The organism is Dysosmobacter sp. Phy, from assembly GCF_054476235.1.
Map to the genome: position 1 here is coordinate 497,396 of NZ_CM136997.1, position 20,816 is coordinate 518,211.

Below are 20,816 nucleotides of genomic sequence, written 5' to 3' on the forward strand. Positions count from 1 at the left end.
GCCCGCCCCGTCCCGCCGCGCGCATCCAAGCAGCAGCGGCCACATACGGGGGGCGTCGTCTGTCATCTCCAACTCGTTAAAAAACTAACAATGCCGGTCCCGCTCCGCCATCGCTCCGGCAGAAGCGTCCCGGCGGAAGTATCATCTGCATTTATGGTACAGGATGGGCCGGCAAAACGCAAGAAAAAATTCTGCCGCCTGCGTTTTTTTCCCAGCTCTCCCGGCATCTCCCCGGTCCGTTCTCCTCATATCTGCCGCGGGGACCGCATAGGCTTGCAAAAAAGGGGTGATGTGCAAATGAACATCCATGTGGTCCGGCCCGGCGACACCGTGACCTCCATTGCCGCGCAGTACGGCGTGGACGCCCGCCGTCTGGCGGCCGACAACGACGTAGGCGCCGACGGCGCCCTGGCGGTGGGACAGACCCTGGTGGTTCGCTTTCCCGAGACCGTCCATGTGATCCGTCCAGGGGAGACTCTCTTCTCCCTGGCAGCAGCCTACGGCACCACGGTCCGGCGGCTGTGGCAGAACAACTGGCCCCTGGGCGGCGGCACGGACCTGCGGCCCGGGGAGACCCTGGTGATCTCCTACTTCGGCCAGCCGTTTCGATCGGCCCTCTTCAGCGGCTATGCCTATCCCACCATTGACCCTCCCCTCCTGGCCTCGGAGCTGCCCTATCTCAGCTATCTGGCTCCCTTCACCTACGGCATCACCGCCTCCGGCGGCCTGCTGCCCCTGGCGGACGACGCTCTGCTCGCCGCCGCCCGACAGCGGGGCGTCCGGCCGGTGATGCACCTGTCCACCCTGACAGAGGACGGCCAGTTCGACACGGAGCGGGGCGCTCTGGTGCTGACGGACCAGGCGGTCCAGACCCAGCTGATCTCGGAGGTCCTGCAAACCCTCCGCCGCCGGGGTTACGCCGGGCTGGATGTGGACTTTGAGTATCTGCCCGGCACCCTGGCCGCCGCTTATGCAGAATTCCTGGCCCGGCTGCGGCGGCTGCTCCATTCCCAGGGCTTTTTCCTGTGGGCGGCCCTGGCCCCCAAAACCTCCGCCCGGCAGGCAGGCCTGCTGTACGAGGGCCACGACTACGCCGCCGTGGGCGAGGCGGTGGACGGCGTTCTGCTGATGACCTACGAGTGGGGCTACACCGCGGGCCCTCCCATGGCGGTGGCACCCCTGCCCAACGTCCGGCAGGTGCTGGACTATGCGGTCACCGCCATCTCGCCGTCCAAGATCCTGCTGGGCATCCCCAACTACGGCTACGACTGGCCCCTGCCCTTCGTCCGGGGGGAGACCCGGGCCCAGTCCATCTCCAACCAGCGGGCCATTGAACTGGCCATCGCCCACCGCATCGACATCCAGTACGATGAGACCGCCCAATCCCCCTTCTTCCACTACACCGGGGACTCCGGCGCCGTCCACGAGGTCTGGTTCGAGGACGCCCGGAGCCTTGCGGCCAAGCTGGAACTGATTGCGGAGTACGGACTTCTGGGCGGCGGCTTCTGGAACCTGATGCGCCCCTTCTCCCAGACCTGGCTGACCACGGCCTCCCTCTACGACATCGCGGACTAAAGGAAACGGGGAGGCGCCCCAAAAGGGCGCCTCCCCGCTTCCGCACCGGCGGGCAGTCCCCGCCAACGCATACAGGCGCCGGAGCGGAAAACATCCGCTCCGGCGCCTGGTTGTTCTCACAGTCCGTTGACCACCCGGTCGGGCCGGCGGCCCGCCCGAAGCGTCTCCAGGTTCTCAAAGATCATCTGCACCACCCGGCGGTAAGCCGACTGGTTGACGCCGCCCTGGTGGGGGCACAGGATCATCCGGTCCGGGAACTCCGCCGCCAGATGCACCAGGGGGTGGTCCGCCCCGGCGGGCTCCGGCTCATAGGCGTCCAGCGCCGCCCCGGCCAGCCGTCCCGACCGCATGGCGGCGCACAGGGCCTCGTCGTCGATGACGGCGCCCCGGGCGGTGTTCACCAGGAAGGCCCCGGGCTTGAGATGGGCAAAAAAGGTCTCGTCCAGCAGGTGGCGGCTCTCCGCCGTGGCCGGCAGGTGCAGGCTGATGATGTCGCACTGCTCCGCCAGCTCCAGAAGGGGCAGATAGCCGGCCCCCAGGGCCGCCTCCGTCTCCGGATCACGCCGGTGCCGGGCGTAGTAAAACACCCGGCTGCCGTTGACCCGGAGCCGCCGGGCCGTGGCCTGGGCGATGTTGCCGAATCCCACCAGCCCCACCGTGGACACGCTCAGATCCGGCGGGATATCCCCCTCCAGGGTCCGGATGGCCTCGGCGTGGCGGCCCTGGCGCATCATCCGGTCGCCCCACAGCGTCCGGTGCAGCAGCATGCTCATCAGCGTCACCGCCAGCTCCGCCACGGCGTCGGCGTTGCACCCGGCGTTGTTGCACACCCAGATGCCCCGCTTCCGGGCCGCCTCCAGGTTGATCCGGTCGTAGCCCACACCCTCGCTGTGGATCATCCGCAGCTTCGGCATCCGCTCGATCAGCTGCTCCGTCACCGCCGTCACCGGCGTCACCACCAGCACCTCGGCGTCGGCGCCGGCGGCCAGCCACTCCGCCTCCGTGCCGGTGCGGTCCCGAAAGACCAGCTCCAGGCCCTCCCGCGCCTCCGGCGCCGGGCCGTACTGGTCATACCGCGCCTGGGGCGCCAGGATCAACACCTTCATTGCGCATCCTCCCTCTCCGTCTCGCCCGCCCGGCGCACGTCCTCCGCCGTCAGGCGCATCAGGTCCTCCCGCCGCACGGTCTCCTGCCGGGCCAGCCGGTCGGCCTGGCACACCAGCACCCGCTCGAAGAGGTTCCGCACGCCCCGGGCGTTGCCGAAGGACACCGGGTCCGTGTTCTCCCGGGCGATCAGCTCCTGCACCGCCGCCGCGGCGTCCTCATCCAGTTCATAGCAGCCCTTCCGGCACTGCATCCGGAAGATCTCCAGCATCTCCTGGGGGGTATAGTCGTCAAAGTGCAAAAAGCGGTTGAACCGGGACTCCAGGCCGGGGTTGGAGCGGATGAACTGGTCCATGAGCCCGTCGTACCCGGCGGCGATCACCACCAGATCGTCCCGGTGGTCCTCCATATACTTGAGCACCGTGTCGATGGCCTCCTGGCCGAAGTCGTTGTCCCCGCCGCCGTTCAGCGCGTAAGCCTCGTCGATGAACAGCACGCCCCCCAGGGCCTTTTCCAGTACCTTGCGGGTCTTGATGGCGGTCTGGCCCACATAGCCCGCCACCAGGCCGCTGCGGTCCGTTTCCACCAGCTGCCCCTTGGACAGGATGCCCAGAGCGTGGTAGATTCGGGCCATGATCCGGGCAACGGTGGTCTTGCCGGTGCCGGGATTGCCGGAGAACACCATGTGCAGGCTCATCTCCGTCTCCGGCAGGCCGTTCTCCTTCCGCATCTGGTGGACCTTCACCAGATTGACCAGGGTCTTGACCTCCCGCTTCACCCGCGCCAGGCCGATGTAGCCGTCCAGCTCCGCCTGCAGGTCCTCCAGCTTCTCTGGAGGCGGCGCCGCCTGGTCGGTCCCGTCCGCCGCAGCCTCTGCGGCCTTCTCCGTCCCGCCGTCCGCTTTCGCCTCCGGCGCGGCAGTCTTGCTCTCCGGCGCGCCGCTCCCCGGCGCCGGGGCCGGCGCGCCCCAGAAATCCGATCCCATGCGGCTGAGGTTGTGCTCCGTCATGGTGCGGATCACCTCCAGCTGCTGCAGAATGATCTCGTCCTTTTTGTGGTTGTCCGCCATGTGTTCACCCTCTCATCAGATCCGTATGGGCCAGCGCCCGGAACAAGCAGGCGCTGACCAGCCCCGTCAGGGCCCCGGTCAGCAGGGACACCCCCAGCAGCACCGGCAGATAGTACAGCGGCGCCGTATTGCCCAGGGTCAGCACCGCTGCGGCCACCTGGCCGCAGTTGTGGGCCGCCGCGCCGCCCACGGACACGCCGTACACGCTCAGCCGCCCCAGGCGGCTCAGCCCCGCCATGACCGCCATAGCGGCCACGCCGCCCAGCAGGGAGAAGATCAGCGCGCTCATATTCCCGGCGAACATGGCCCCCAGCAGACACCGGGCGATCAGGATCAAAAAGGCCGGCGCCGTCCCCAGGGCATACAGGGCGAACACCGTCACGATGTTGGCCAGGCCCAGCTTCACCCCCGGCAGGGGGATGGCCAGGGTCAGGGGGAAGAGGTTTTCCATATAGCTCAGAGCCATGGCCAGGGCCGTCAGCACCCCGCACAGCGTCAGCTGCTTTGTGGTCCACTTCATGGCGCCCCTCCTATCCGATCACGGCGTCCACGCCGCTCTCCGCCGGCTCTCCGCCCTCCAAGGACACGATCACCCGGGCCGGCAGGCACACGATGCTCTGCCCGCCCCGGGAGATATGGCCGGTGCGGACGCAGTCCTGGGTGGGACAGTCGGAGGACTCCACCCATACCGCTGTCTCCGTCAGGTGGACGTGCAGGGTATAGCCCCTGCTCTCCACCACCCGCTCCGTCTCCGGCAGGCCCGCCAGGGCGATCCGCTCCGTCTCCGTTCCGTCCACGGAGATCACCGCCGTCAGAGCGCTGCCGCCTCCCCGGCCCCACAGCGCCAGGGCGCAGGCCGCCGCCAGCAGCACCACCGCCAGCACCACCGCCCCGTCCCACAGGCCGGGCCGCAGCTCAGGAGACCGTCTCATAGGTGTACCCATTTCCCTCCACCTTTGTCAGTTCGTCCGTCAGCCCGTCGGTGACCACCACCCGGCCGTCCTCCGTCACCAGCACCAGCTGGAAGTCGTACACGCCGCTGCGCCAGAAGTCCAGGGCCTGTTCCTCCCCCATGACGAACAATGCGGTGGACAGGGCGTCGCACAGAGTGCCGTTTCCCTGGGTACCATCTGTCACCACCGTCACGGAAGTGAGGCCGCTGTCCGCCGGGCAGCCGGTGGCGGGGTCAATGATATGGTGATAGCGTTTCCCGTCCTGCTCAAAATACCGCTGGTAGCTGCCGGAGGTGACGGCGTAGGCGTCGGTCAGGTTCAGCACGGCGGCAAAGGCCTCGGCGTTGTCGGGGTCCCGGGGATCCTGGATGCCCACCCGCCAGGCCTCCCCGTCGGGCCGGTCGCCGATGGCCAGCACGCTGCCGCCCAGGCGGATCAGCCCCCGGGGGACCTCATACTCTTCAAAAATGGCCGCCACCCGGTCGGAGGCGTAGCCCTTGCCGATGGCGCCCAGATCGATCTGGGTGCCCGGGTCCAGCGCCACGGAGACGGTGCCGTCGGCATTCTCCCCCAGGCAGCGGATATGCTCCGCCCCCACCGCAGGCAGCAGCACCTCCAGCTCCGCCTGGGAGGGCACCTGGTATTCGTCCGTTGTAAAACCCCAGGCCAGCAGCACCGGTGCGACGGTGATGTCAAAGGCGCCGCCGGTGGCCTCACTGTACGCCATAGCAGTCTCGATCAGCTCCCACAGCTCCGCGTCGATATCAGCGGTGCCCTGGCTGTTCAGCCGGGCCACCTGGCTCTCCTCATCCGTACGGGAGAGCATGGCCTCCAGCCGGTAGACCTCCTCCTCGGCGGCATAGTCGGCCTTGGTGCTGTTGACGCCGTAGGCGGTGAAGATCATGGCGGTGTCCATGGCAATCACCTGGATGCTCTCCTGGGCCTCGTCCGGGGCCATGGTGCCGCATCCGGCGCTCAGGCTCAGCAGAAGCGCCATCAGCAGCGCGCAAATTTTTTTCATGAGCGTTCTCCTCAGTCTGTCCGCCTCCGGGCGGAAATTTTCATAATGAAATAGTATAGCACCTTCCGCCCCACTTCTCAACCGTCAATCCCCATTTCCGCCGTCCGGTGCCCCACCATGGTCCCGTTTTTCCAGCCGGTGGTGTCAACATGCATAAACTGCCCGCCACCGGCGCAGGGTAATACCGGCGGACCTCCCGTAAAAATCAAAAAAGCCTTTCGGTTTTCCTTGCAAAAGCAGGCGAAGTCTGCTATACTATCACAGTATGTCGGCGGCGAACGGCTTTTTTCACTGCGGGCATTTCCGAAACAAAAGCCCTGGAGGTTACCATATATGTCAAAAAATCCCAATCGTAATTCCAAGTCTGTCAAGCGTGACGAACCCATGAACGGCGCTATGAAGCTGTTTCTGGCGGGCTGCGTTGCGGAACTGTATTTGCTGGTGATCCGCCGTTTCTATGTCTCCGGTACCATCTATCAGCTGCTGGCCTGCCACACCGCTCTGCTGTATGTGATGATCGCGGGCGTTGTGGTGCTGGCTGCGGGACTGATCCTGGCGCTGTCCACCCGGAAGCAGCCGAAAAAGTCCCGCCTGGGCTGGGCGATCTTCGCCGCCGGCGTATTTCTGGCCCTTTCTGCCCTGCTGGTCCGGACTCTGGGCGGCTCTGCTTTGACCGTGCTGTGCGTAGTGGTCCCCGCGGCCATGCTGCTTGGCATCCTGTGGCAGCTCTACGATCGGGAGTGTGCCTGGGCGCTGACCATTCTGGCCCTGTCCCTGATGGTGCTGTGGGTCTGCCGTCACCTGCTGGGCGGCGCCGGACTGCTCAGCAAGCTGGCTCTGGCCGGTTCTGTGGTTTACCTGGTGGTCCTGGTGCTGGCAGCGCTGCTGATCCGCAAGGCCGACCGCAGCCACGGTATGCTGGGCAAGCTTCAGATCCTGCCCGCCAATGCCGACGCGCTTCCCATTTACGCCGCCTGCGGCCTGTCCTTCGTGGCGGTGGCCGTGGCTCTGTTCAATACCACCGTGGCCTATTACGCCATGTGGGCCCTGGCCCTGGTGGTGTTCATCCTTGCGGTGTACTACACGGTCAAGCAGCTGTAAGACTTCTCTCAAAACCATCAGCGGAGGTCTGTGGATATCCACAGACCTCCGCTTTTTATACGCTGTTTGATTATTGGTAGTAAATGCCCAGGACCTGCTTGTGGGGCTCCGTGAAGTCTCCCAGCCGGATGTCCATGCCGATCTCGAAGGCCCGGTCCCAGGGAAAGCGGTAGTTGGTCAGCTCCACGCCGCCCCAGCCCCGCTCGGCGTACTCCCCGGCGGAGGGCAGGGCGGAGATAAAGTTGCTCCGCTCCAGATTTGCGATCACGTCCGCGGTGGCGGCGGCCATGCCGCTCTCCAGCCGCTCCAGCACGGCGTCCCGGCCGATATCCGGGGTCCAGAAGTTGTCGGCATTGCCGCCCAGATCATTCCGGACAAAATTCAAAATGTCGTTGCGCACCACATTCTTGTAGCAGAAGTCCTTGAGAACACTGTCCGCCACGGTCCGCAGGAAGGCCCGTTCCGTGGCGTCGGTCTGCTCCCCGTGGCGCAGGAAGGCGTACCGGGCCACTCCGTGGCTCAGAGCCGTGCCGGTGACGATGGCCATGTCCAGGAAGCCCGCATAGCTCAGCAGGCGCCCCAGCTGCACCTTCTCAGTCAACGCCTCGTGGAAAGCGGTGCCGTAGGTGCCGTTGCCGGCGTCGATCAGGACCGTGGGCGTCTGAGCGGAGTCTCCCTCCAGCTCCCGGACCACCGCCTGGATATAGTCGTCCTTCTTCGTCTCGTCAGCAGGCTGGGTCAGCACCAGGATCCGCAGTTCTGCCGCTCCCGGCTCCGCCGGTCTCAGATCAAAGAAGTCAAAGTGCTCGGCCATGATGGCGGTCAGGGGCTGATAGTCGTAGGCACAGGCGGGCTGGTCCTGGGTGCCGCCGAAATACTCCACGCTGACATCCGCCCCCTCCCAGCCGCACTCGTCCAAATACAGCCGGGCCACGGCCTTGAAGGCCAGATCGTCCACGCCGGAGAGCAGCGCGTCTCCCTCCCGGAGGCGGCTGCGCAGATAGGCGATCTCATTTTTCTGGATGCTGTCCTCTTCGGAGGAGTCGTCGATACCCACCAGCACGTGGAACCGCCCCTCCGTGCCCGGCAGGGCATCGAAGAGCGTCTGGCTCAGCCGCAGCTTCCGCTCCCGGGCCGCCAGGTATCCCTCCACGGCGCCCTCCGGCAGCGGCTCCTCCGCCTCGGCCCGGATGACCTGCCCGTCGGCGCCCAGGGGATAGTCCGCCACGATGTTCTCCACCGTCAGCTCCGCCCCGGTCAGATGGGGCCGGGCGGCCATGCCGTAGGTCCGCAGGGCATTGTACTCGTTGAGGCCGAAGCCGCCGTACCCGGTGGTGGCCGCCAGGCGCATCACCGTGTCCAGCAGCCACACCTGATTGTTCTCATCGGCGGCCAGCACGCCCAGCAGCTCCATCAGCAGCTCCGCCTCGCTCAGCGTCCGGCCGTCGGACAGCGTCACCGGGTTTTCCCCGGCCATGCTCCGGGAACTGACCAGCCCCCCGGAGAGCAGCTGGTCCACCGACAGGATGTAGCGGTCGCAGCCCTCCGCCTCCCGGGCCAGGACCCACTCATACAGGTCCGCCCGGTCGCCGTACTGGGTGCCGTTTTCATTGAGCGGCTGGCCGTCCAGCCGGGTCTGGTAGTCGTCCCGCTCCGGCAGCAGCAGCTCGTAGCCCAGGGAGTCCGCCAGGTACACCACCCGCTCCTCGTTGTCGGGCCGGTCGTCCAGGGGCACGTAGGCGATCACCGGCTCATCCGCCGGGGCGCTCTCCTGGTCCACCGGCTCCGTGCTGATAGGCCCGCAGCCCGCCAGCAGGGTGACCGCCAGGATCACCGTCAAAAATCGTCTGTTCATACGTCTCTCCATATTTGAAAGAAGCGGGGCCCACGGCCCCGCTGTCTGATTTCCGCTGCCGGCAGCTCAGAGGCCGAAAGCCCCCAGGTCCAGTCCACCGGTGACGCCGCTCATGCTCTTCTCCATGGCCTCGCCTGCCTGGCGCAGGGCCTCGTTGACGGCGGAGACCACCAGGTCCTGGAGCATCTCCACATCCTCCGGATCCACGGCCTCGGGCTTGATGGTGACGGAGAGGACCTCCTTCTTGCCGTTGACCTTGGCCTCCACCACGCCGCCGCCCACGCTGGCGGTGAACTCCTGGGCCTCCACGGCCTCCTGAGCGGCGTTCATCTGCTCCTGCATCTGCTGGATCTTGGCCTGCATCTCGGCCTGACGCTGGGCGCCGGACACCTTTCCGTTGGTAAAGCCCCGTCTTGCACTGTATCCCATGGTCATTTGCTCCTTTTTACTTGATTTCGATGTTGTCGAACTGACTGCCGAATTTCAGCAGGTTTTTCAAATTCTCCTGAGGCGCGGCCTTGGGGGCCTCCCCCACCTTGAGCACCAGCCGCACCGGCGTTCCCGCGCTCCGGGCCGCCTCCTCCAAAAGGGCGGTGCGGACCCGGTCGTTGTCCAACCGGCCGTAGGTGATCTCATCGGGAGCCCACACGGTGAGCACGTCTCCCTCCAGCTGGCCGGCGCACATGTCCAGAAACGCCCGGTACATCACCGGCAGCCTTCCCTTGCAGGTCTCCGCCAGGGTCCGCCACCAGGCGCTGTCCCCGGCGGCCGGGGCTGCCTTTTTGCCGGGCTCCTCCGGCGGGGCCGCCGGAGCGCTGGCCGCAGGCACGGCAGGCGCCATCCGGTCCTCCGGTACGTCGAACACCCGGGCGCCGGGCTCCTCCGGCATGGGCGGCTCCTCCGGCAGAGGCGGCTCGTCCCAGGGAGGCGCCTCCTCCGGCGCCCCGGGCGCCGCGGGGGCAGCCTTTGGGGCAGCCGTCTCCGCCTGCACCGCAGGCGCGGCCTTCTGCACTGCCGTCTCAGGGGCGATCCCACCCCGGGCGGCGCGGTCCTCCAGCCGGCGGATCCGGGCCTCCAGGGCCGTCAGATCTCCAGAGAGGCTCTCGTCGCACAGCCGCAGGAGGCACAGCTCCGCGTCGGTGCGGCGGTTGGCGCTGTAATAGAGGTCGGCCCCCGCCTTTTGCAGCATGGTGGCGAGATAAATCAGCCGGGCGGCGGAGGTCTCCTTCCCCAGCCGGTCCAGCGTGGCGTCGTCATAGCCGCCGGACAGCAGCGCAGCGCCGCCCTCCGGCGCGGTCCGCCGCAGCAGCAGGTCCCGGACCAGGGTGCTGAGTTCACCCAGCACCGCACCCACGTCCTTGCCGCCGGCGTAGAGCTGGTTCAGCAGCAGCAGCGCCGCCTTGGCATCCCGGGCCAGGACGCGCTCCAGCAGCTGGGCGGTCTGGAGATTGCCCGCCAGGCCCAGGGCATCCAGCACGGACCGGCTGTCCACAGTGCCGCCTGCGGCGGCGCACTGGTCCAGCAGGCTCAGTCCGTCCCGCAGGGCGCCGTCGGCCAGGCGGCTCAATAGCTCGGCGCCGTCGGCGGTGAGACCGATGCCCTCCTGCTTCGCCACGTATTCCAGCCGTCCGGCGATGTCCCGGGGCATGATGCGCTTGAAGGAGAACCGCTGGCACCGGGAGAGGATGGTGGCGGGCACCTTGTGCAGCTCCGTGGTAGCCAGAATGAACATCAGGTGCTCCGGCGGCTCCTCCAGGATCTTCAGCAGGGCGTTGAAGGCCGGGGTGGACAGCATGTGGACCTCGTCCACGATGTAGACCCGCTTTTTCACGTTGGCGGGGGCGTAGACCGCCTCATCCCGCAGGGCCCGGACCTGATCCACGCCGTTGTTGGAGGCGGCGTCCAGCTCCAGCACATCCAGGAAGTTGCCGTTTTCAATGCCCAGGCACGCCGGGCAGCGGCAGCAGGGGTCGCCGTTCACCGGCGCCTCGCAGTTGACGGCCTTGGCTAGGATCTTGGCGCAGGTGGTCTTGCCGGTACCCCGGGTGCCGGTGAAGAGGTAGGCGTGGGAGGTGCGGCCCTCCGCCACCTGCTTTTGCAGGGTCTCGGTGATATGGGACTGGCCGATCACGTCGGAAAACGTCCTGGGCCGCCATTTTCGATACAACGCCTGGTACACGCCAACACCTCCGGGTCAAAAACACTCCTCCGCGGACAGCTGCGGAACCGGCACCCTCGCGGCACATGGGACATCCCGCTGAATGCTGCTCGGTTCCCCGCCTGACATGGTTCACGGGGCCCCATTGCGCGAGACCGGTTCCGCAGCTGTCTGCGGAGGAGCAATTCATAGCTTCCCCATTTTACTATACGAAAACGGAATTGGCAACAGAAATTTTTTTGCTGAGAAAAAATCAGGCTTTACAACGGGAAAAATTATGGTATAATATCATTTGCCGCTGAGCCAAAATCATGCGGCGTCATCTATGGGCCCGTAGCTCAGCTGGGAGAACCAGCGCAACATAACACAGGCCCGGCCAAAACAGCAAACTGCACAAGCAGATAAAGTTAAAATATACAAAACAACCAAATATGGGCCTATAGCTCAGCTGGGAGAGCGTACGGTTCGCATCCGTAAGGTCGTCGGTTCGATCCCGATTAGGTCCACCAGAAAAATCCGTGAAACCATAAGTTTCACGGATTTTTTGCGACTTTTTTGTAAAAATTGCGGGCCTGCAGTTCAACCGTTTCTGCCCTATTTTCCGTACCAGCCCCCCGCTCCGTTCGCATCCGCTGTTCATAACACCAGAAACAATCATTATTTTTTGTCCTCCGCCCCTTGGGAAAAGCCGAAAAGATCTGGAAATGAATGATTCATATCCAAGTATAAGGTCTATCTGGACACGCCGGACCTGTTTGCCTGGACGCTGGTGATCGTACTGGTGAGTCTTGTCTTTGAACGATTCTTTTTGTCGCTGCTCAAGCTGGTTGCCCGATATCTGGAGAGGATGTAAGTCATGCAGGATATCGTGATTCGCGGACTGTGAAAGTCTTTCAGGGGAAAGGCGGTACTGCGGAATGTATCCGGTACATTGGCGGCCGGGCGCGTCACTGGGCTGATGGCCCCTTCGGGCGCAGGAAAACCACGCTGCTGCGGATCCTCATGGGGCTGGAGCAGGCGGACAGCGGCCGGATCGACGGTCTGGACGGTATTCGCCTCAGCGCGGTATTTCAGGAAGATCGGCTGTGTGGCCAGTTGGACGGTGTGTCCAACCTGCGCCTGGTAGCTCCCATGCTGAGCCGGGCAGATGCCAGAAACGCCATGAAGGCAGTGGGACTGGCGAACTGCATCGGCCAACCCGCGCGGGAGCTGTCCGGCGGACAGCGGCGCAGGGTGGCGATCCTCCGCGGGCTGTTGGCTGACTATGACCTCCTCGTCTTGGACGAACCCTTCAGGGGCTTGGACCAAGAAACACGGCAATTGGTCATGGAGGACACCAGGCGCCGCTGCGCTGGGCAAACCGTACTGCTGGTCACACACGACCCCGCAGAGCTGGAGGCTCTGGGGACGAATGAACTGTTGGCAGAACTGCCCTAGGAATTTCTCATTTTATCCGCCGGAACATGCCGGGATTCGTCTTGTTGCAATGTTCCAAGGAGAGGGGCGCGCCTATCGGCGCGCCCCTCTCCTTGCCTTTGGTGGTACCAAAGGCAACCCCCGGCTAAGCCGGGGGTAAAAAATAGCTTAAAGCGAGGAGAAGAGTAGAAAAAGAAAAAACTCCCTGATAAGGTAGAAGTGGTTTGCCGACCACACAACTACGATAACAGGGAGGTCTTCATCGTGAAAGACAAAGACATAAGTAGTTTAGAGCATACAAGTTGGAGATGTCAATATCACATCGTATTTGCGCCCAAATATCGAAGGATGGAGATATATGGACAGATAAAACAGGATATAGGAGTGATATTGAGAAAACTGTGTCAGCAAAAAGGTGTAGAAATCATAGAAGCCAGAGCGTGCCCAGACCATATACACATGCTGATAAGTATCCCGCCCAAGTACAGTGTATCACAGATTATGGGGTACTTGAAAGGAAAAAGTAGTCTGATGATATTTGATCGGCATGCAAATCTGAAATATAAGTACGGAAATCGGCACTTTTGGGCCAGAGGGTATTATGTGGATACAGTGGGGCGGAATAAAAAGCAGATAGCAGAGTATATCCGAAACCAACTGGCATCAGATCAAATCGCAGACCAGATAGGACTGAAAGAGTTTGTGGACCCGTTTACGGGTCGCGAGAACAAGAAGGCGTAAAAAGAACCCCTTAAGGGGTAAGCCCGAGAAAGAAATGCAGTCGGCAAACCTTTCGGGGCCCCTTAAGGGGCTTCGTCCGTATCAGGCCCTTTTAGGGCCTACTCAAGCCTCCGGCTTAGCCGGAGGTTTTGACTTTTCGTCCCTGGACCGGCAGTTCCTGCCGCTCCCACATCATAATAATTGATCTTCGATCGCCGGTGTTTCCATCTGCGCTTTTGTCACGCCGTTTCGTTTTCCATAGTTTTCCCAGTACCTCCCGGAAGCTCTGATGAACACGCGCTTGGGCAGGGGCATGGTAACCTCTATGACCTGGCAGCGCCCTCCGGCGATCGCCCTGGACAGCTTTTTCAGACCCCTCCCTACCAGGCCCCGAAAGGGGGTCGACAAAATGGCTTCGCCGCTGCCGATCTTCAGCACAGAGCCAAAGGGATAGTCGTTTTTCCCGGCAAACAGCTTTACCATCTGCACTGCAATGTCGTTCTGATGCGGTTCAAGGAACCCGCAGTTGATCAGCGCGGAGATCGTCGGCCTGTGCGAAGGCGGATGGTCCTCCAGCGTTTTTAAAAAGTTCAGCAGCGTGACGGGTATTCCGTCAGCGTAAAGCGGAAATACAAACAACACGTCCGAGGCCTCATCCATGGCACGGCAAAGCTCCATATGGTTTGTTTTTGTAAGGGGCCGGTATTCCGTCTCCAGCGGGCATACCCGGGCAAACCACTCGGCATACCGCTTGGAATTGGATCGGGGCGCCCGGGGACTGCCATTGATCATCAGGATTTTTCCCATGCGAGCACCTCCCTTTCAACCGTCTGTTCCAGCTCATGTTCCGGTGCAAAGACCACCCGCCAGCTCTCAAAATTCATGTTGTGGGCGTTGCGGGCCACCAGCTTTTCAAAGACGGCCCTTTCAGCATCGGAACTCTCGCCGTATCCGATGATGACCGCCTGCTTGGATGCCACGCGGCGCTGGAAATGGTGGGTCTCTCCGTGATGCAGGCGGATAAAGGCCTGCTGTACCGGGATTGCCCGCTCCAGCATGGTTTTCATAATGGTATCATAGCTTCCGTATCTGATTTTGCTGACGTACATCAGCTTGTCGCTGGCCGCGATACAGGGATATACCTTGACGGCATCATCCCGGATCACGCACTTTCCCGGTGTTTTCGTCCAGCAGCCGAAGCAGCCCACGCAGTTCGTGATCTGAAGTCCGGAAAGATCGATCAGTTGGATGTCCCGGCAGACTGGCTCCGCCAGAGTCAGCGGCCTGTCGCTTACGATCAGTTTCATAAGAACCTCCATCTTTCATAGCCTGTTTGTTAGGATAGCATAAATTTCGCTCTGCTTGCAGGGCAAAAGCAACTTTTTGAAAAAAGCAGCTGCCGCCCGGTTCCGTCCTTGCGGGTGCGCGCAGACAGCTAGCTCCCCGATCATGCGAACATCATCACCTGGCAGCTTTCTTCTTACCCTGACTCACCGCCGGAGGCTTCAGCAGAGCCCTGCTTGGCTGCTCCCGGCGGATCAAGCAGACCCTCGTCCTGCGGCGGACAGTCTCGGGCCGCACAGCACCTCCTTCCTGGTGCCGCGGGGAACAGCCAGTCCACCGCAGCATTGACTTTTATTTCCGCTTCCGCTATGCTGGAATCAGCGATCCATCTGTGTATGAAAGGGGTATCTTCCTATGAACAACGTCGCCTCGGCCCTGTCCGGCGCCCTGGGCAATCTCCCGCTGTCCACCGTCCTCACCGCGGCGGTGACGCTGCTGGTCTGCCTGGCCGCGGTCCACATTTTGGGCAAGCTGCTGCGGCGGCTCCTGGCCCGGACCCGGCTGGACGAGCGGGTCCAGCGCTATGCCCTGGCAGCGCTGAAGCTGCTTTTATACGTTGTGACTGTGGTCATTGTGGCGGAGAGTCTGAATATTCCCATGACGTCCCTGGTGGCCCTGCTGTCGGTGGGCTCCCTGGGTATCACGCTGGCGGCGGAGGACATCCTTGGCAACGTGGCCGGCGGGCTGGTGATCCTCTCCTCCCGGCCTTTTTCCATCGGGGATTTCGTGGAGGTATCCGGTACCTCCGGCACCGTTCAGGAGATCAGTCTCAACCACACCAAGCTGGTCACCACCGACGGCCATCTGGCCATGCTGCCCAATAAGGAACTGGCCTCCTCCAAGATGATCAACTACACCATCCTGGGCCGGCGGCGGATCGTTCAGAAAGTCACCGCATCCTATGACGCACCCACGGACACCGTCAAAGCTGCCTGCATGGCCGCCGTGGCCATGACGGAAAACGTGCTGGAGGACCCGGCCCCCACGGTGTACCTGACCGCCTACAAGGACAGCTCCATCGAGTACACGGTTTACTGCTGGGCCACGCCGGAAAACTATTGGCAGGTCTTTATGTCCGTAGGAGAAAACCTGCGGACCACCTTCGCTCAGGCCGGCGTGGAAATGACCTACGACCACCTGAACGTCCATATCGTGGAGGACCGGACCCAGGGCGGCGGAAAAATCCCCGGTTGACAAACGGCGTCCCGCTTTTTATAATAATTGCCAAAGCGATGAAGGAGAGGGACGGAGACCGGCGCCCTCAGAGAGCCGGCGGGCGGTGAAAGCCGGCGGCAAGGGTCTCCAGGTCCTATGGCTCCTGAGCCGGGGGTTCGAGGGCGGTGCGCCGCCGTTAGGGCCGCCCCGTGACGCCGCGTCAGTGCAGAGGGGTTGTTGGACCCCATAAGGGGCGCCGGGCCGTGAGGCAGGCGCAATTTGAGTGGTACCGCGGAAGTCGATCACGGCTTTCGTCTCAAAGATCATTCTTTGGGACGAAAGCCGTTTTTTCGTTCCAAGACCGGAAAGGAGCACATCACCTATGAGCAATCGCATCGAAACCACCTGTGTCCAGGGGGGCTACACCCCCGGCAACGGCGAACCCCGTCAAATCCCCATCATTCAGTCCACCACCTTCAAGTACGCCACCAGTGAGGACATGGGCAAGCTCTTCGACCTGGAGGCCAGAGGCTACTTCTACACCCGCCTCCAGAACCCCACCAACGACTATGTGGCCGCCAAGATCGCGGCGCTGGAGGGCGGTACCGCCGCCATGCTGACCTCCTCCGGTCAGGCCGCCAACTTCTTCGCCCTGTTCAATATCGCGGGCTGCGGGGACCACATCGTCTCCTCCTCCAGCATCTACGGCGGCACCTTCAACCTGATCTCCGTCACCATGGCGAAAATGGGCATCGAGACCACTTTCGTCTCCCCGGACTGCACGGAGGAGGAGCTGGCCGCGGCCTTCCGCCCCAATACCAAGGCCGTCTTTGGCGAGACCATCGCCAACCCGGCCCTGACGGTGCTGGACATTGAGAAGTTCGCCAAAGCCGCCCACGCCCACGGCGTGCCCCTGATCGTGGACAACACCTTCCCCACTCCCGTGGGCTGCCGGCCCATCGAGTGGGGCGCCGACATCGTCACCCACTCCACCACCAAGTACATGGACGGCCACGGCGTGGCCGTGGGCGGCGCCATCGTGGATTCCGGCAAGTTCGACTGGATGGCCCATGCCGACAAGTTCCCCGGCCTCACCACTCCGGACGACAGCTACCACGGCATCACCTACGCCGAGAAGTTCGGCAAGGAGGGTGCCTTTATCACCAAGTGCACCGCCCAGCTGATGCGGGACCTGGGCTCCATCCAGTCCCCCCAGAACGCCTTCTACCTGAACCTGGGTCTGGAGAGCCTCCACGTCCGCATGGCCCGCCACTGTGAAAACGGCCTGGCGGTGGCCCAGTTCCTCCACGACCACCCCAAGGTGGCCCGGGTGATCTACTGCGGCCTGCCGGACGACCCCTATTATGCCCTGGCGCAGAAGTACCTGCCCAATGGCTCCTGCGGCGTGGTGTCCTTCGAGCTCAAGGGCGGCCGGGAAGCCGCCGGCACCTTCATGAAGCATCTGAAGCTGGCTGCCATCGAGACCCACGTGGCCGACGCCCGGACCTGCTGCCTCAACCCCGCCAGCTCCACCCACCGGCAGATGACCGACGAGCAGCTTGCCGCCGCCGGCATCCCCGCGGGCCTGGTGCGGATGAGCTGCGGCCTGGAGCACAAGCAGGACCTGATCGACGACATCGCCCAGGCCCTGGAGCAGGTGAAGTAATATGCCCATCAAAATCCCCAACCAACTGCCCGCCACCGGGGTCCTGCGGCGGGAGAACATCTTCGTCATGACGGAGACCCGAGCCATCACCCAGGACATCCGCCCCCTCCAAATCCTCCTGCTGAACCTGATGCCCACCAAGGTGGACACGGAGACCCAGCTGGCCCGGGTCCTTGGCAACACCCCCCTGCAGATCGAACTGGAGCTGATCGCCCCCAGGGGTCATGTGTCCAAGAACACCTCCCAGGCCCACATGCTGGCCTTCTACAAATCCTTTGACGAGGTCCGCCGCCGCACCTTCGACGGTCTCATCATTACCGGCGCGCCGGTGGAGCTGATGGACTTCGAGGAGGTGGACTACTGGCAGGAGCTGTGCGAGATCATGGAGTGGAGCAAGACCCACGTCCACTCCACCCTCCACATCTGCTGGGGCGCCCAGGCGGGGCTGTACTACCACTACGGCATCCCCAAGCGGCAGCTGCCGCACAAGCTCTTTGGCGTGTTCCGCCACACGGTGGAGGATCCCAACTACATCCTCTTCCGGGGCTTTGACGACGAGTTCTGGGTCCCCCACTCCCGCAATACCACGGTGGACCGGGTCGATATTGAGGCAGTGCCGGGGCTGAAGGTCCTGGCCGCCTCCCCGGAGGCCGGGGTCTACGCCGTCAAGACTGACCAGGGCCGCCAGGTGTTCCTCATGGGCCATGCGGAGTACGACCGGGACACCCTCAGCAAGGAGTACCACCGGGACGTGGCTGCCGGGGTCCCCATCCAGATCCCCAAGCACTACTACCCCAATGACGACCCCAGCAAGCGTCCCATGATGAACTGGCGCTCCTGCGCCCACCTGCTCTACGCCAACTGGCTGAACTACTGCGTCTATCAGACCGCTCCCTACGACATCCGGGACATCCGTTTGGGCGTCCGCACCGACGAGTGAACAAAGCGCCGTCTCCTTTCGGAGACGGCGCTCAGCCTGTCAAAAAAACTTTTTGACAGACTGAGCAAGTTTTTTGAAATACAAAAAACTTATAATTGAAAACAAGAGGAACCCCTCCTGGGTTCCTCTCGTAACGTTCTTCCTTCCCGCCGCGCAGGATCTTCCGGTCATCCGACAGCCGCAGCGCCGTCTCCTTTCGGAGACGGCGCTTTTTCCATCGGGTTTCATCCGGAACATCCGGCCCTCCGGTGTCCCGGTCAAAAATAAAACAGGTCCTCGAACTTCTTGTCCAGGGCGATGCACAAGATCAGCGCCAGCTTGGCGGTGGGGTTGAACTGCCCCGTCTCGATGGAGCTGATGGTATTCCGGGACACGCCCACCAGCTCCGCCAGCTGGGTCTGGGACAGCCCCTTCTCCGCCCGTGCCACCTTCAGTCGGTTTTTTAAGATCAGCTGATCGTCCATGACGTCACCCCAAAAACAGCAGGAGCAGGTTGGCGGCACACACCAGCGTGCAGACCGCGGCGCACACCAGAGCCAGCATCCGGCGGGTTTTCCAGTACTGATGGCCCTGGGCCCCGGCCAGACAGGCAAACACGATGGCAGCGTAGTCATAGGCCTGGCCGCCCTCCAGCAGCCGCACCGCCGCCAGGATCAGGCACAGCAGCGCCATCGCCGCGGCGCCGAAGCCGAAGGAGACGCCCAGCATCCGCTGCTCCCGCTCATCCAGGTCCCCGCCCTGGGCCTGCGCCTTTTTCAGGATCTCTTCTCGGTCCATTCCGCGCCCCTCCCTTATCCGGTGATCTGAAAGAATTTTACCAGATTGTACCCCAAAAAGGCAAGGGAGATCAGCAGTGTCACCACGTCGGAGGTATCCCTCCGCCGGGTCAGCCGATAGATCCGGTTGGCCACACAGGCCGTCCAGAACATGGCCAGCACGTCCTCATCCGGCAGACCGTGGATCCGCTTCCAGGCCAGCAGCACGATGCCCATTACAAACACGAAGATCAGGCTGAAGGACTCCCCCTCGATGCGCACGCGCTTTTCCATCTCGTCCCCGTTCCGGTTCTCCCGCTGGCTGCGCTCCAAGATCTCCTCTTTGCTCAGTCGTTCTTCCATCGACGTTCCCTCCCGATCGTTCACTCAAAAAATACGGCCTGCCAAGGCCAGCGCTGTCCGCAGCAGCCACCACAGCGGTCCGCCCCAAGGCAGGACCTCCCAGGTCTCCAGTACCGCGGTCCACTCCACCGGCTGAGCCAGCCCCGGCAGGACCACGGTCAGCACCAGAGCGGCAGCAGCCAGCAGGGCCATCCCCGTCTGCCGTCCCGTGGCCTCGCCCCTCATCGCAGCACCTCCAGCACGTAGCAAGCCAGGTCACACAAAGACACCATTGCCGATAGAACAGCCGTAGCCAACAGGATCCTCCCAGACGAAATACGATACCTGCCCCAGGACTCCAGAGAAACATAGCACCAAAATAGCGCTCGTATGTTATGCGAAGCCTGACCTGTGATGAGGTCGAACACCTGCAATACGGCAAACATAAGGGAAAAACCCACCACGACGAAGCGGCGGCCCCGGTTTTCTGCGAAGATATCGCCCTCGTCCTCTCCCTCCTCGCGGCTGCGTCTGAGGATCTCATCGCGGTCCATAGCAAAGCCTCCCTGCACAGTTTAGTTTTCTTTTTACCAAGTTTGCTTTGCAAATAAAACATAGCATATACCAAGTATACTTGTCAAGAGGCAAGCTAAAAAAGATAGCTCTCCTGTCCGCCGATGTGCCCGCCCTCGGCCCTCGCCTTCCCCCAGGACCGCCGCCCCGAGGCACAGAAAAGAGGGACCGCCCCACGGGCGGTCCTCTTTTGATGATATATAGAGCTATGTATGGTCGTGGGGGCTCAGCGGCCGGCGGCCCGGTCCTCTTGGATCAGCAGCTTCAGCGCCTCCACCGCCACCCGGACGGAGGCGGTGGTGTCCTCGCTCATCTTCTGGTCCAGGCCGGCGGCCTCCCGCTCCTGGTTCCACACCACATGGAAGCAGGAGCCGCAGCGGCAGCCCAAAGCCGCCGCCACCACGAACAGCGCCGCGGACTCCATCTCGCTGGCCTTGACGCCCAGCCGCTTCCAGCTCTCCCACTTCTGCTTCAGTTCATAGTAGACCGGGGAGGCGTCCGGGCTGTGCTGGCCGTAAAAGCTGTCCTTGCACTGGACGATGCCGGTGTGCAGCGGCAGCCCCAAAGCCTTGGTAGCCCGGGCCAGGCAGTCGGTGATCTGGAAGTCCGCCACCGCCGGAAACTCCATGGGGGCGTACTCCCGGCTGGTGTGCTCGAACCGGATGGCCCCGGTTGCCACCACGATGTCGCCGGACTGAACGTCCAGGGCGATGCCGCCGCAGGTGCCGGTCCGGATGAAGGTGTCGGCACCGCACTTGTGGAGCTCCTCCATGGCGATGGCGGCGGAGGGCCCGCCGATGCCGGTGGAGCAGGCGGTGACCTTCTCCCCCATGAGATACCCGGTCCAGACGTTGTACTCCCGGTTGCAGGCCACCTGCTTCGCGTCCTCAAACAGCGCGGCGATGGCGGGTACACGGCCCGGGTCCCCTGGCAGGATGCAGTAGCGGCCCACGTCCTCCGCAGTGCAGTCGATGTGATACTGTCTCTCCAATGCCTGCATGGCAGTCACTCCTCTCTTTTTCCCCAGTATAGCAAAGGGAGCCGGTCTTTACAAGGCCGGCTCCCCATC

The 20,816-nt window shown here is 63.2% G+C and carries 23 protein-coding genes, 1 tRNA gene and 1 other RNA gene; 8 read left to right on the forward strand and 17 right to left on the reverse strand.

Going from position 1 to position 20,816, the window contains the following annotated elements:
• Positions 1-297 precede the first annotated feature (297 nt).
• Complete coding sequence (locus ACVDHE_RS02455; RefSeq protein ID WP_325225859.1) at positions 298-1,575, forward strand: glycosyl hydrolase family 18 protein; 1,278 nt, start codon at positions 298-300, stop codon at positions 1,573-1,575.
• Positions 1,576-1,691: 116 nt separating this feature from the next.
• On the opposite strand, the gene ACVDHE_RS02460 is transcribed toward ACVDHE_RS02455, so the two are convergent.
• From ACVDHE_RS02460 to ACVDHE_RS02480, 5 genes are read right to left on the reverse strand one after another with little or no spacing between them, the layout of a single operon-like run.
• A complete protein-coding gene (locus ACVDHE_RS02460) occupies positions 1,692-2,681 on the reverse strand; it encodes a 2-hydroxyacid dehydrogenase (RefSeq protein ID WP_458885480.1) in 990 nt (329 codons plus the stop codon).
• The gene (locus tag ACVDHE_RS02465) at positions 2,678-3,748 is read right to left on the reverse strand and encodes an AAA family ATPase (RefSeq protein WP_458885481.1); all 1,071 of its coding nucleotides are present in this window, start codon (positions 3,746-3,748) and stop codon (positions 2,678-2,680) included. The genes ACVDHE_RS02460 and ACVDHE_RS02465 overlap by 4 nt, the downstream gene beginning before the upstream one ends.
• Before the next feature lie 4 nt (positions 3,749-3,752).
• Entirely contained in the window at positions 3,753-4,268 is a 516-nt protein-coding gene (locus ACVDHE_RS02470; RefSeq protein WP_458885482.1) for a Gx transporter family protein, read from the reverse strand.
• A 10-nt stretch (positions 4,269-4,278) separates the two neighbouring features.
• Positions 4,279-4,680: a NusG domain II-containing protein gene (locus ACVDHE_RS02475; protein WP_213039465.1), complete on the reverse strand. Its 402-nt coding sequence runs from the start codon at positions 4,678-4,680 to the stop codon at positions 4,279-4,281.
• Entirely contained in the window at positions 4,664-5,722 is a 1,059-nt protein-coding gene (locus ACVDHE_RS02480) for an FAD:protein FMN transferase (RefSeq protein WP_458885483.1), read from the reverse strand. Before ACVDHE_RS02480 ends, ACVDHE_RS02475 begins: the two co-directional genes overlap by 17 nt.
• A 333-nt stretch (positions 5,723-6,055) precedes the next feature.
• On the opposite strand from ACVDHE_RS02480, the gene ACVDHE_RS02485 reads away from it, so the two are divergent.
• The gene (locus ACVDHE_RS02485; RefSeq protein WP_418725271.1) at positions 6,056-6,823 is read left to right on the forward strand and encodes a hypothetical protein; all 768 of its coding nucleotides are present in this window, start codon (positions 6,056-6,058) and stop codon (positions 6,821-6,823) included.
• Between the two features lie 70 nt (positions 6,824-6,893).
• Here ACVDHE_RS02485 and ACVDHE_RS02490 read toward each other — a convergent pair whose 3' ends face one another.
• The 4 genes from ACVDHE_RS02490 to ffs form a co-directional block, all read right to left on the reverse strand.
• Positions 6,894-8,678 (reverse strand): DUF4127 family protein, encoded by a 1,785-nt coding sequence (locus ACVDHE_RS02490; protein ID WP_458885484.1) that lies wholly within the window; start codon positions 8,676-8,678, stop codon positions 6,894-6,896.
• A 66-nt stretch (positions 8,679-8,744) separates the two neighbouring features.
• Positions 8,745-9,107: a YbaB/EbfC family nucleoid-associated protein gene (locus ACVDHE_RS02495; protein ID WP_213039469.1), complete on the reverse strand. Its 363-nt coding sequence runs from the start codon at positions 9,105-9,107 to the stop codon at positions 8,745-8,747.
• A gap of 16 nt (positions 9,108-9,123) precedes the next feature.
• On the reverse strand, positions 9,124-10,857 hold the full coding sequence (dnaX, locus tag ACVDHE_RS02500; RefSeq protein ID WP_458885485.1) for a DNA polymerase III subunit gamma/tau: 1,734 nt from the start codon (positions 10,855-10,857) through the stop codon (positions 9,124-9,126).
• A gap of 41 nt (positions 10,858-10,898) precedes the next feature.
• Positions 10,899-10,998, reverse strand: an RNA gene (gene ffs / locus ACVDHE_RS02505) — signal recognition particle sRNA small type.
• Positions 10,999-11,269: 271 nt separating this feature from the next.
• Here ffs and ACVDHE_RS02510 point away from each other — a divergent pair.
• From ACVDHE_RS02510 to tnpA, 3 genes are all read left to right on the forward strand, one after another.
• Positions 11,270-11,345: transfer RNA gene (locus ACVDHE_RS02510), tRNA-Ala, on the forward strand.
• A gap of 493 nt (positions 11,346-11,838) precedes the next feature.
• Entirely contained in the window at positions 11,839-12,273 is a 435-nt protein-coding gene (locus ACVDHE_RS02515; protein ID WP_458885486.1) for an ATP-binding cassette domain-containing protein, read from the forward strand.
• A gap of 240 nt (positions 12,274-12,513) precedes the next feature.
• Positions 12,514-12,993: an IS200/IS605 family transposase gene (gene tnpA / locus ACVDHE_RS02520; RefSeq protein WP_087270007.1), complete on the forward strand. Its 480-nt coding sequence runs from the start codon at positions 12,514-12,516 to the stop codon at positions 12,991-12,993.
• Positions 12,994-13,164: 171 nt separating this feature from the next.
• Here the strand turns inward: tnpA and ACVDHE_RS02525 are convergent, their stop codons facing one another.
• Complete coding sequence (locus ACVDHE_RS02525; protein WP_458885487.1) at positions 13,165-13,779, reverse strand: NADPH-dependent FMN reductase family protein; 615 nt, start codon at positions 13,777-13,779, stop codon at positions 13,165-13,167.
• Positions 13,764-14,279, reverse strand: coding sequence for an NAD(P)H-dependent oxidoreductase (locus ACVDHE_RS02530; protein WP_213039519.1), 516 nt, complete (start codon positions 14,277-14,279; stop codon positions 13,764-13,766). The genes ACVDHE_RS02525 and ACVDHE_RS02530 overlap by 16 nt, the downstream gene beginning before the upstream one ends.
• A 391-nt stretch (positions 14,280-14,670) precedes the next feature.
• Here ACVDHE_RS02530 and ACVDHE_RS02535 point away from each other — a divergent pair, with 391 nt between their 5' ends.
• The 3 genes from ACVDHE_RS02535 to metA all read left to right on the forward strand — a co-directional run bounded on the left by ACVDHE_RS02535 (position 14,671) and on the right by metA (position 18,077).
• The gene (locus ACVDHE_RS02535) at positions 14,671-15,510 is read left to right on the forward strand and encodes a mechanosensitive ion channel family protein (protein ID WP_418724856.1); all 840 of its coding nucleotides are present in this window, start codon (positions 14,671-14,673) and stop codon (positions 15,508-15,510) included.
• Between the two features lie 343 nt (positions 15,511-15,853).
• A complete protein-coding gene (locus tag ACVDHE_RS02540) occupies positions 15,854-17,137 on the forward strand; it encodes an O-acetylhomoserine aminocarboxypropyltransferase/cysteine synthase family protein (RefSeq protein WP_458885488.1) in 1,284 nt (427 codons plus the stop codon).
• A 1-nt stretch (position 17,138) separates the two neighbouring features.
• Positions 17,139-18,077, forward strand: a complete 939-nt coding sequence (gene metA, locus ACVDHE_RS02545) for a homoserine O-acetyltransferase MetA (RefSeq protein WP_418724854.1) — start codon at positions 17,139-17,141, stop codon at positions 18,075-18,077.
• 257 nt (positions 18,078-18,334) lie between these two features.
• On the opposite strand, the gene ACVDHE_RS02550 is transcribed toward metA, so the two are convergent.
• From ACVDHE_RS02550 to udp, 6 genes are all read right to left on the reverse strand, one after another.
• A complete protein-coding gene (locus tag ACVDHE_RS02550; RefSeq protein ID WP_213039523.1) occupies positions 18,335-18,541 on the reverse strand; it encodes a helix-turn-helix transcriptional regulator in 207 nt (68 codons plus the stop codon).
• A 4-nt stretch (positions 18,542-18,545) separates the two neighbouring features.
• Positions 18,546-18,854: a DUF6442 family protein gene (locus ACVDHE_RS02555; protein WP_418724853.1), complete on the reverse strand. Its 309-nt coding sequence runs from the start codon at positions 18,852-18,854 to the stop codon at positions 18,546-18,548.
• 14 nt (positions 18,855-18,868) lie between these two features.
• Complete coding sequence (locus ACVDHE_RS02560) at positions 18,869-19,195, reverse strand: DUF6442 family protein (RefSeq protein ID WP_213039525.1); 327 nt, start codon at positions 19,193-19,195, stop codon at positions 18,869-18,871.
• Between the two features lie 24 nt (positions 19,196-19,219).
• Entirely contained in the window at positions 19,220-19,420 is a 201-nt protein-coding gene (locus ACVDHE_RS02565) for a hypothetical protein (RefSeq protein ID WP_213039526.1), read from the reverse strand.
• Positions 19,417-19,728 carry a DUF6442 family protein gene (locus ACVDHE_RS02570; RefSeq protein ID WP_458885489.1) on the reverse strand — a complete coding sequence of 104 codons (312 nt, stop codon included), beginning with the start codon at positions 19,726-19,728 and terminating at the stop codon, positions 19,417-19,419. Before ACVDHE_RS02570 ends, ACVDHE_RS02565 begins: the two co-directional genes overlap by 4 nt.
• A gap of 245 nt (positions 19,729-19,973) precedes the next feature.
• Entirely contained in the window at positions 19,974-20,747 is a 774-nt protein-coding gene (udp, locus tag ACVDHE_RS02575) for a uridine phosphorylase (protein WP_213039528.1), read from the reverse strand.
• Positions 20,748-20,816 lie beyond the last annotated feature (69 nt).

Excerpts from the sequence above, each read along its gene's own strand:
- ACVDHE_RS02480 (WP_458885483.1), bottom strand. The coding sequence starts at position 5,722 with ATGAAAAAAATTTGCGCGCTGCTGATGGCGCTTCTGCTGAGCCTGAGC.
- ACVDHE_RS02550 (WP_213039523.1), bottom strand. The coding sequence starts at position 18,541 with ATGGACGATCAGCTGATCTTAAAAAACCGACTGAAGGTGGCACGGGCG.
- ACVDHE_RS02485 (WP_418725271.1), top strand. The coding sequence starts at position 6,056 with ATGTCAAAAAATCCCAATCGTAATTCCAAGTCTGTCAAGCGTGACGAA.
- ACVDHE_RS02515 (WP_458885486.1), top strand. The coding sequence starts at position 11,839 with ATGGGGCTGGAGCAGGCGGACAGCGGCCGGATCGACGGTCTGGACGGT.
- udp (WP_213039528.1), bottom strand. The coding sequence starts at position 20,747 with ATGCAGGCATTGGAGAGACAGTATCACATCGACTGCACTGCGGAGGAC.
- ACVDHE_RS02540 (WP_458885488.1), top strand. The coding sequence starts at position 15,854 with ATGAGCAATCGCATCGAAACCACCTGTGTCCAGGGGGGCTACACCCCC.
- ACVDHE_RS02455 (WP_325225859.1), top strand. The coding sequence starts at position 298 with ATGAACATCCATGTGGTCCGGCCCGGCGACACCGTGACCTCCATTGCC.
- metA (WP_418724854.1), top strand. The coding sequence starts at position 17,139 with ATGCCCATCAAAATCCCCAACCAACTGCCCGCCACCGGGGTCCTGCGG.
- ACVDHE_RS02555 (WP_418724853.1), bottom strand. The coding sequence starts at position 18,854 with ATGGACCGAGAAGAGATCCTGAAAAAGGCGCAGGCCCAGGGCGGGGAC.
- ACVDHE_RS02470 (WP_458885482.1), bottom strand. The coding sequence starts at position 4,268 with ATGAAGTGGACCACAAAGCAGCTGACGCTGTGCGGGGTGCTGACGGCC.
- ACVDHE_RS02465 (WP_458885481.1), bottom strand. The coding sequence starts at position 3,748 with ATGGCGGACAACCACAAAAAGGACGAGATCATTCTGCAGCAGCTGGAG.
- ACVDHE_RS02565 (WP_213039526.1), bottom strand. The coding sequence starts at position 19,420 with ATGAGGGGCGAGGCCACGGGACGGCAGACGGGGATGGCCCTGCTGGCT.
- ACVDHE_RS02495 (WP_213039469.1), bottom strand. The coding sequence starts at position 9,107 with ATGGGATACAGTGCAAGACGGGGCTTTACCAACGGAAAGGTGTCCGGC.
- ACVDHE_RS02525 (WP_458885487.1), bottom strand. The coding sequence starts at position 13,779 with ATGGGAAAAATCCTGATGATCAATGGCAGTCCCCGGGCGCCCCGATCC.
- ACVDHE_RS02490 (WP_458885484.1), bottom strand. The coding sequence starts at position 8,678 with ATGAACAGACGATTTTTGACGGTGATCCTGGCGGTCACCCTGCTGGCG.
- ACVDHE_RS02535 (WP_418724856.1), top strand. The coding sequence starts at position 14,671 with ATGAACAACGTCGCCTCGGCCCTGTCCGGCGCCCTGGGCAATCTCCCG.
- ACVDHE_RS02560 (WP_213039525.1), bottom strand. The coding sequence starts at position 19,195 with ATGGAAGAACGACTGAGCAAAGAGGAGATCTTGGAGCGCAGCCAGCGG.
- ACVDHE_RS02530 (WP_213039519.1), bottom strand. The coding sequence starts at position 14,279 with ATGAAACTGATCGTAAGCGACAGGCCGCTGACTCTGGCGGAGCCAGTC.
- ACVDHE_RS02570 (WP_458885489.1), bottom strand. The coding sequence starts at position 19,728 with ATGGACCGCGATGAGATCCTCAGACGCAGCCGCGAGGAGGGAGAGGAC.
- ACVDHE_RS02460 (WP_458885480.1), bottom strand. The coding sequence starts at position 2,681 with ATGAAGGTGTTGATCCTGGCGCCCCAGGCGCGGTATGACCAGTACGGC.
- ACVDHE_RS02475 (WP_213039465.1), bottom strand. The coding sequence starts at position 4,680 with ATGAGACGGTCTCCTGAGCTGCGGCCCGGCCTGTGGGACGGGGCGGTG.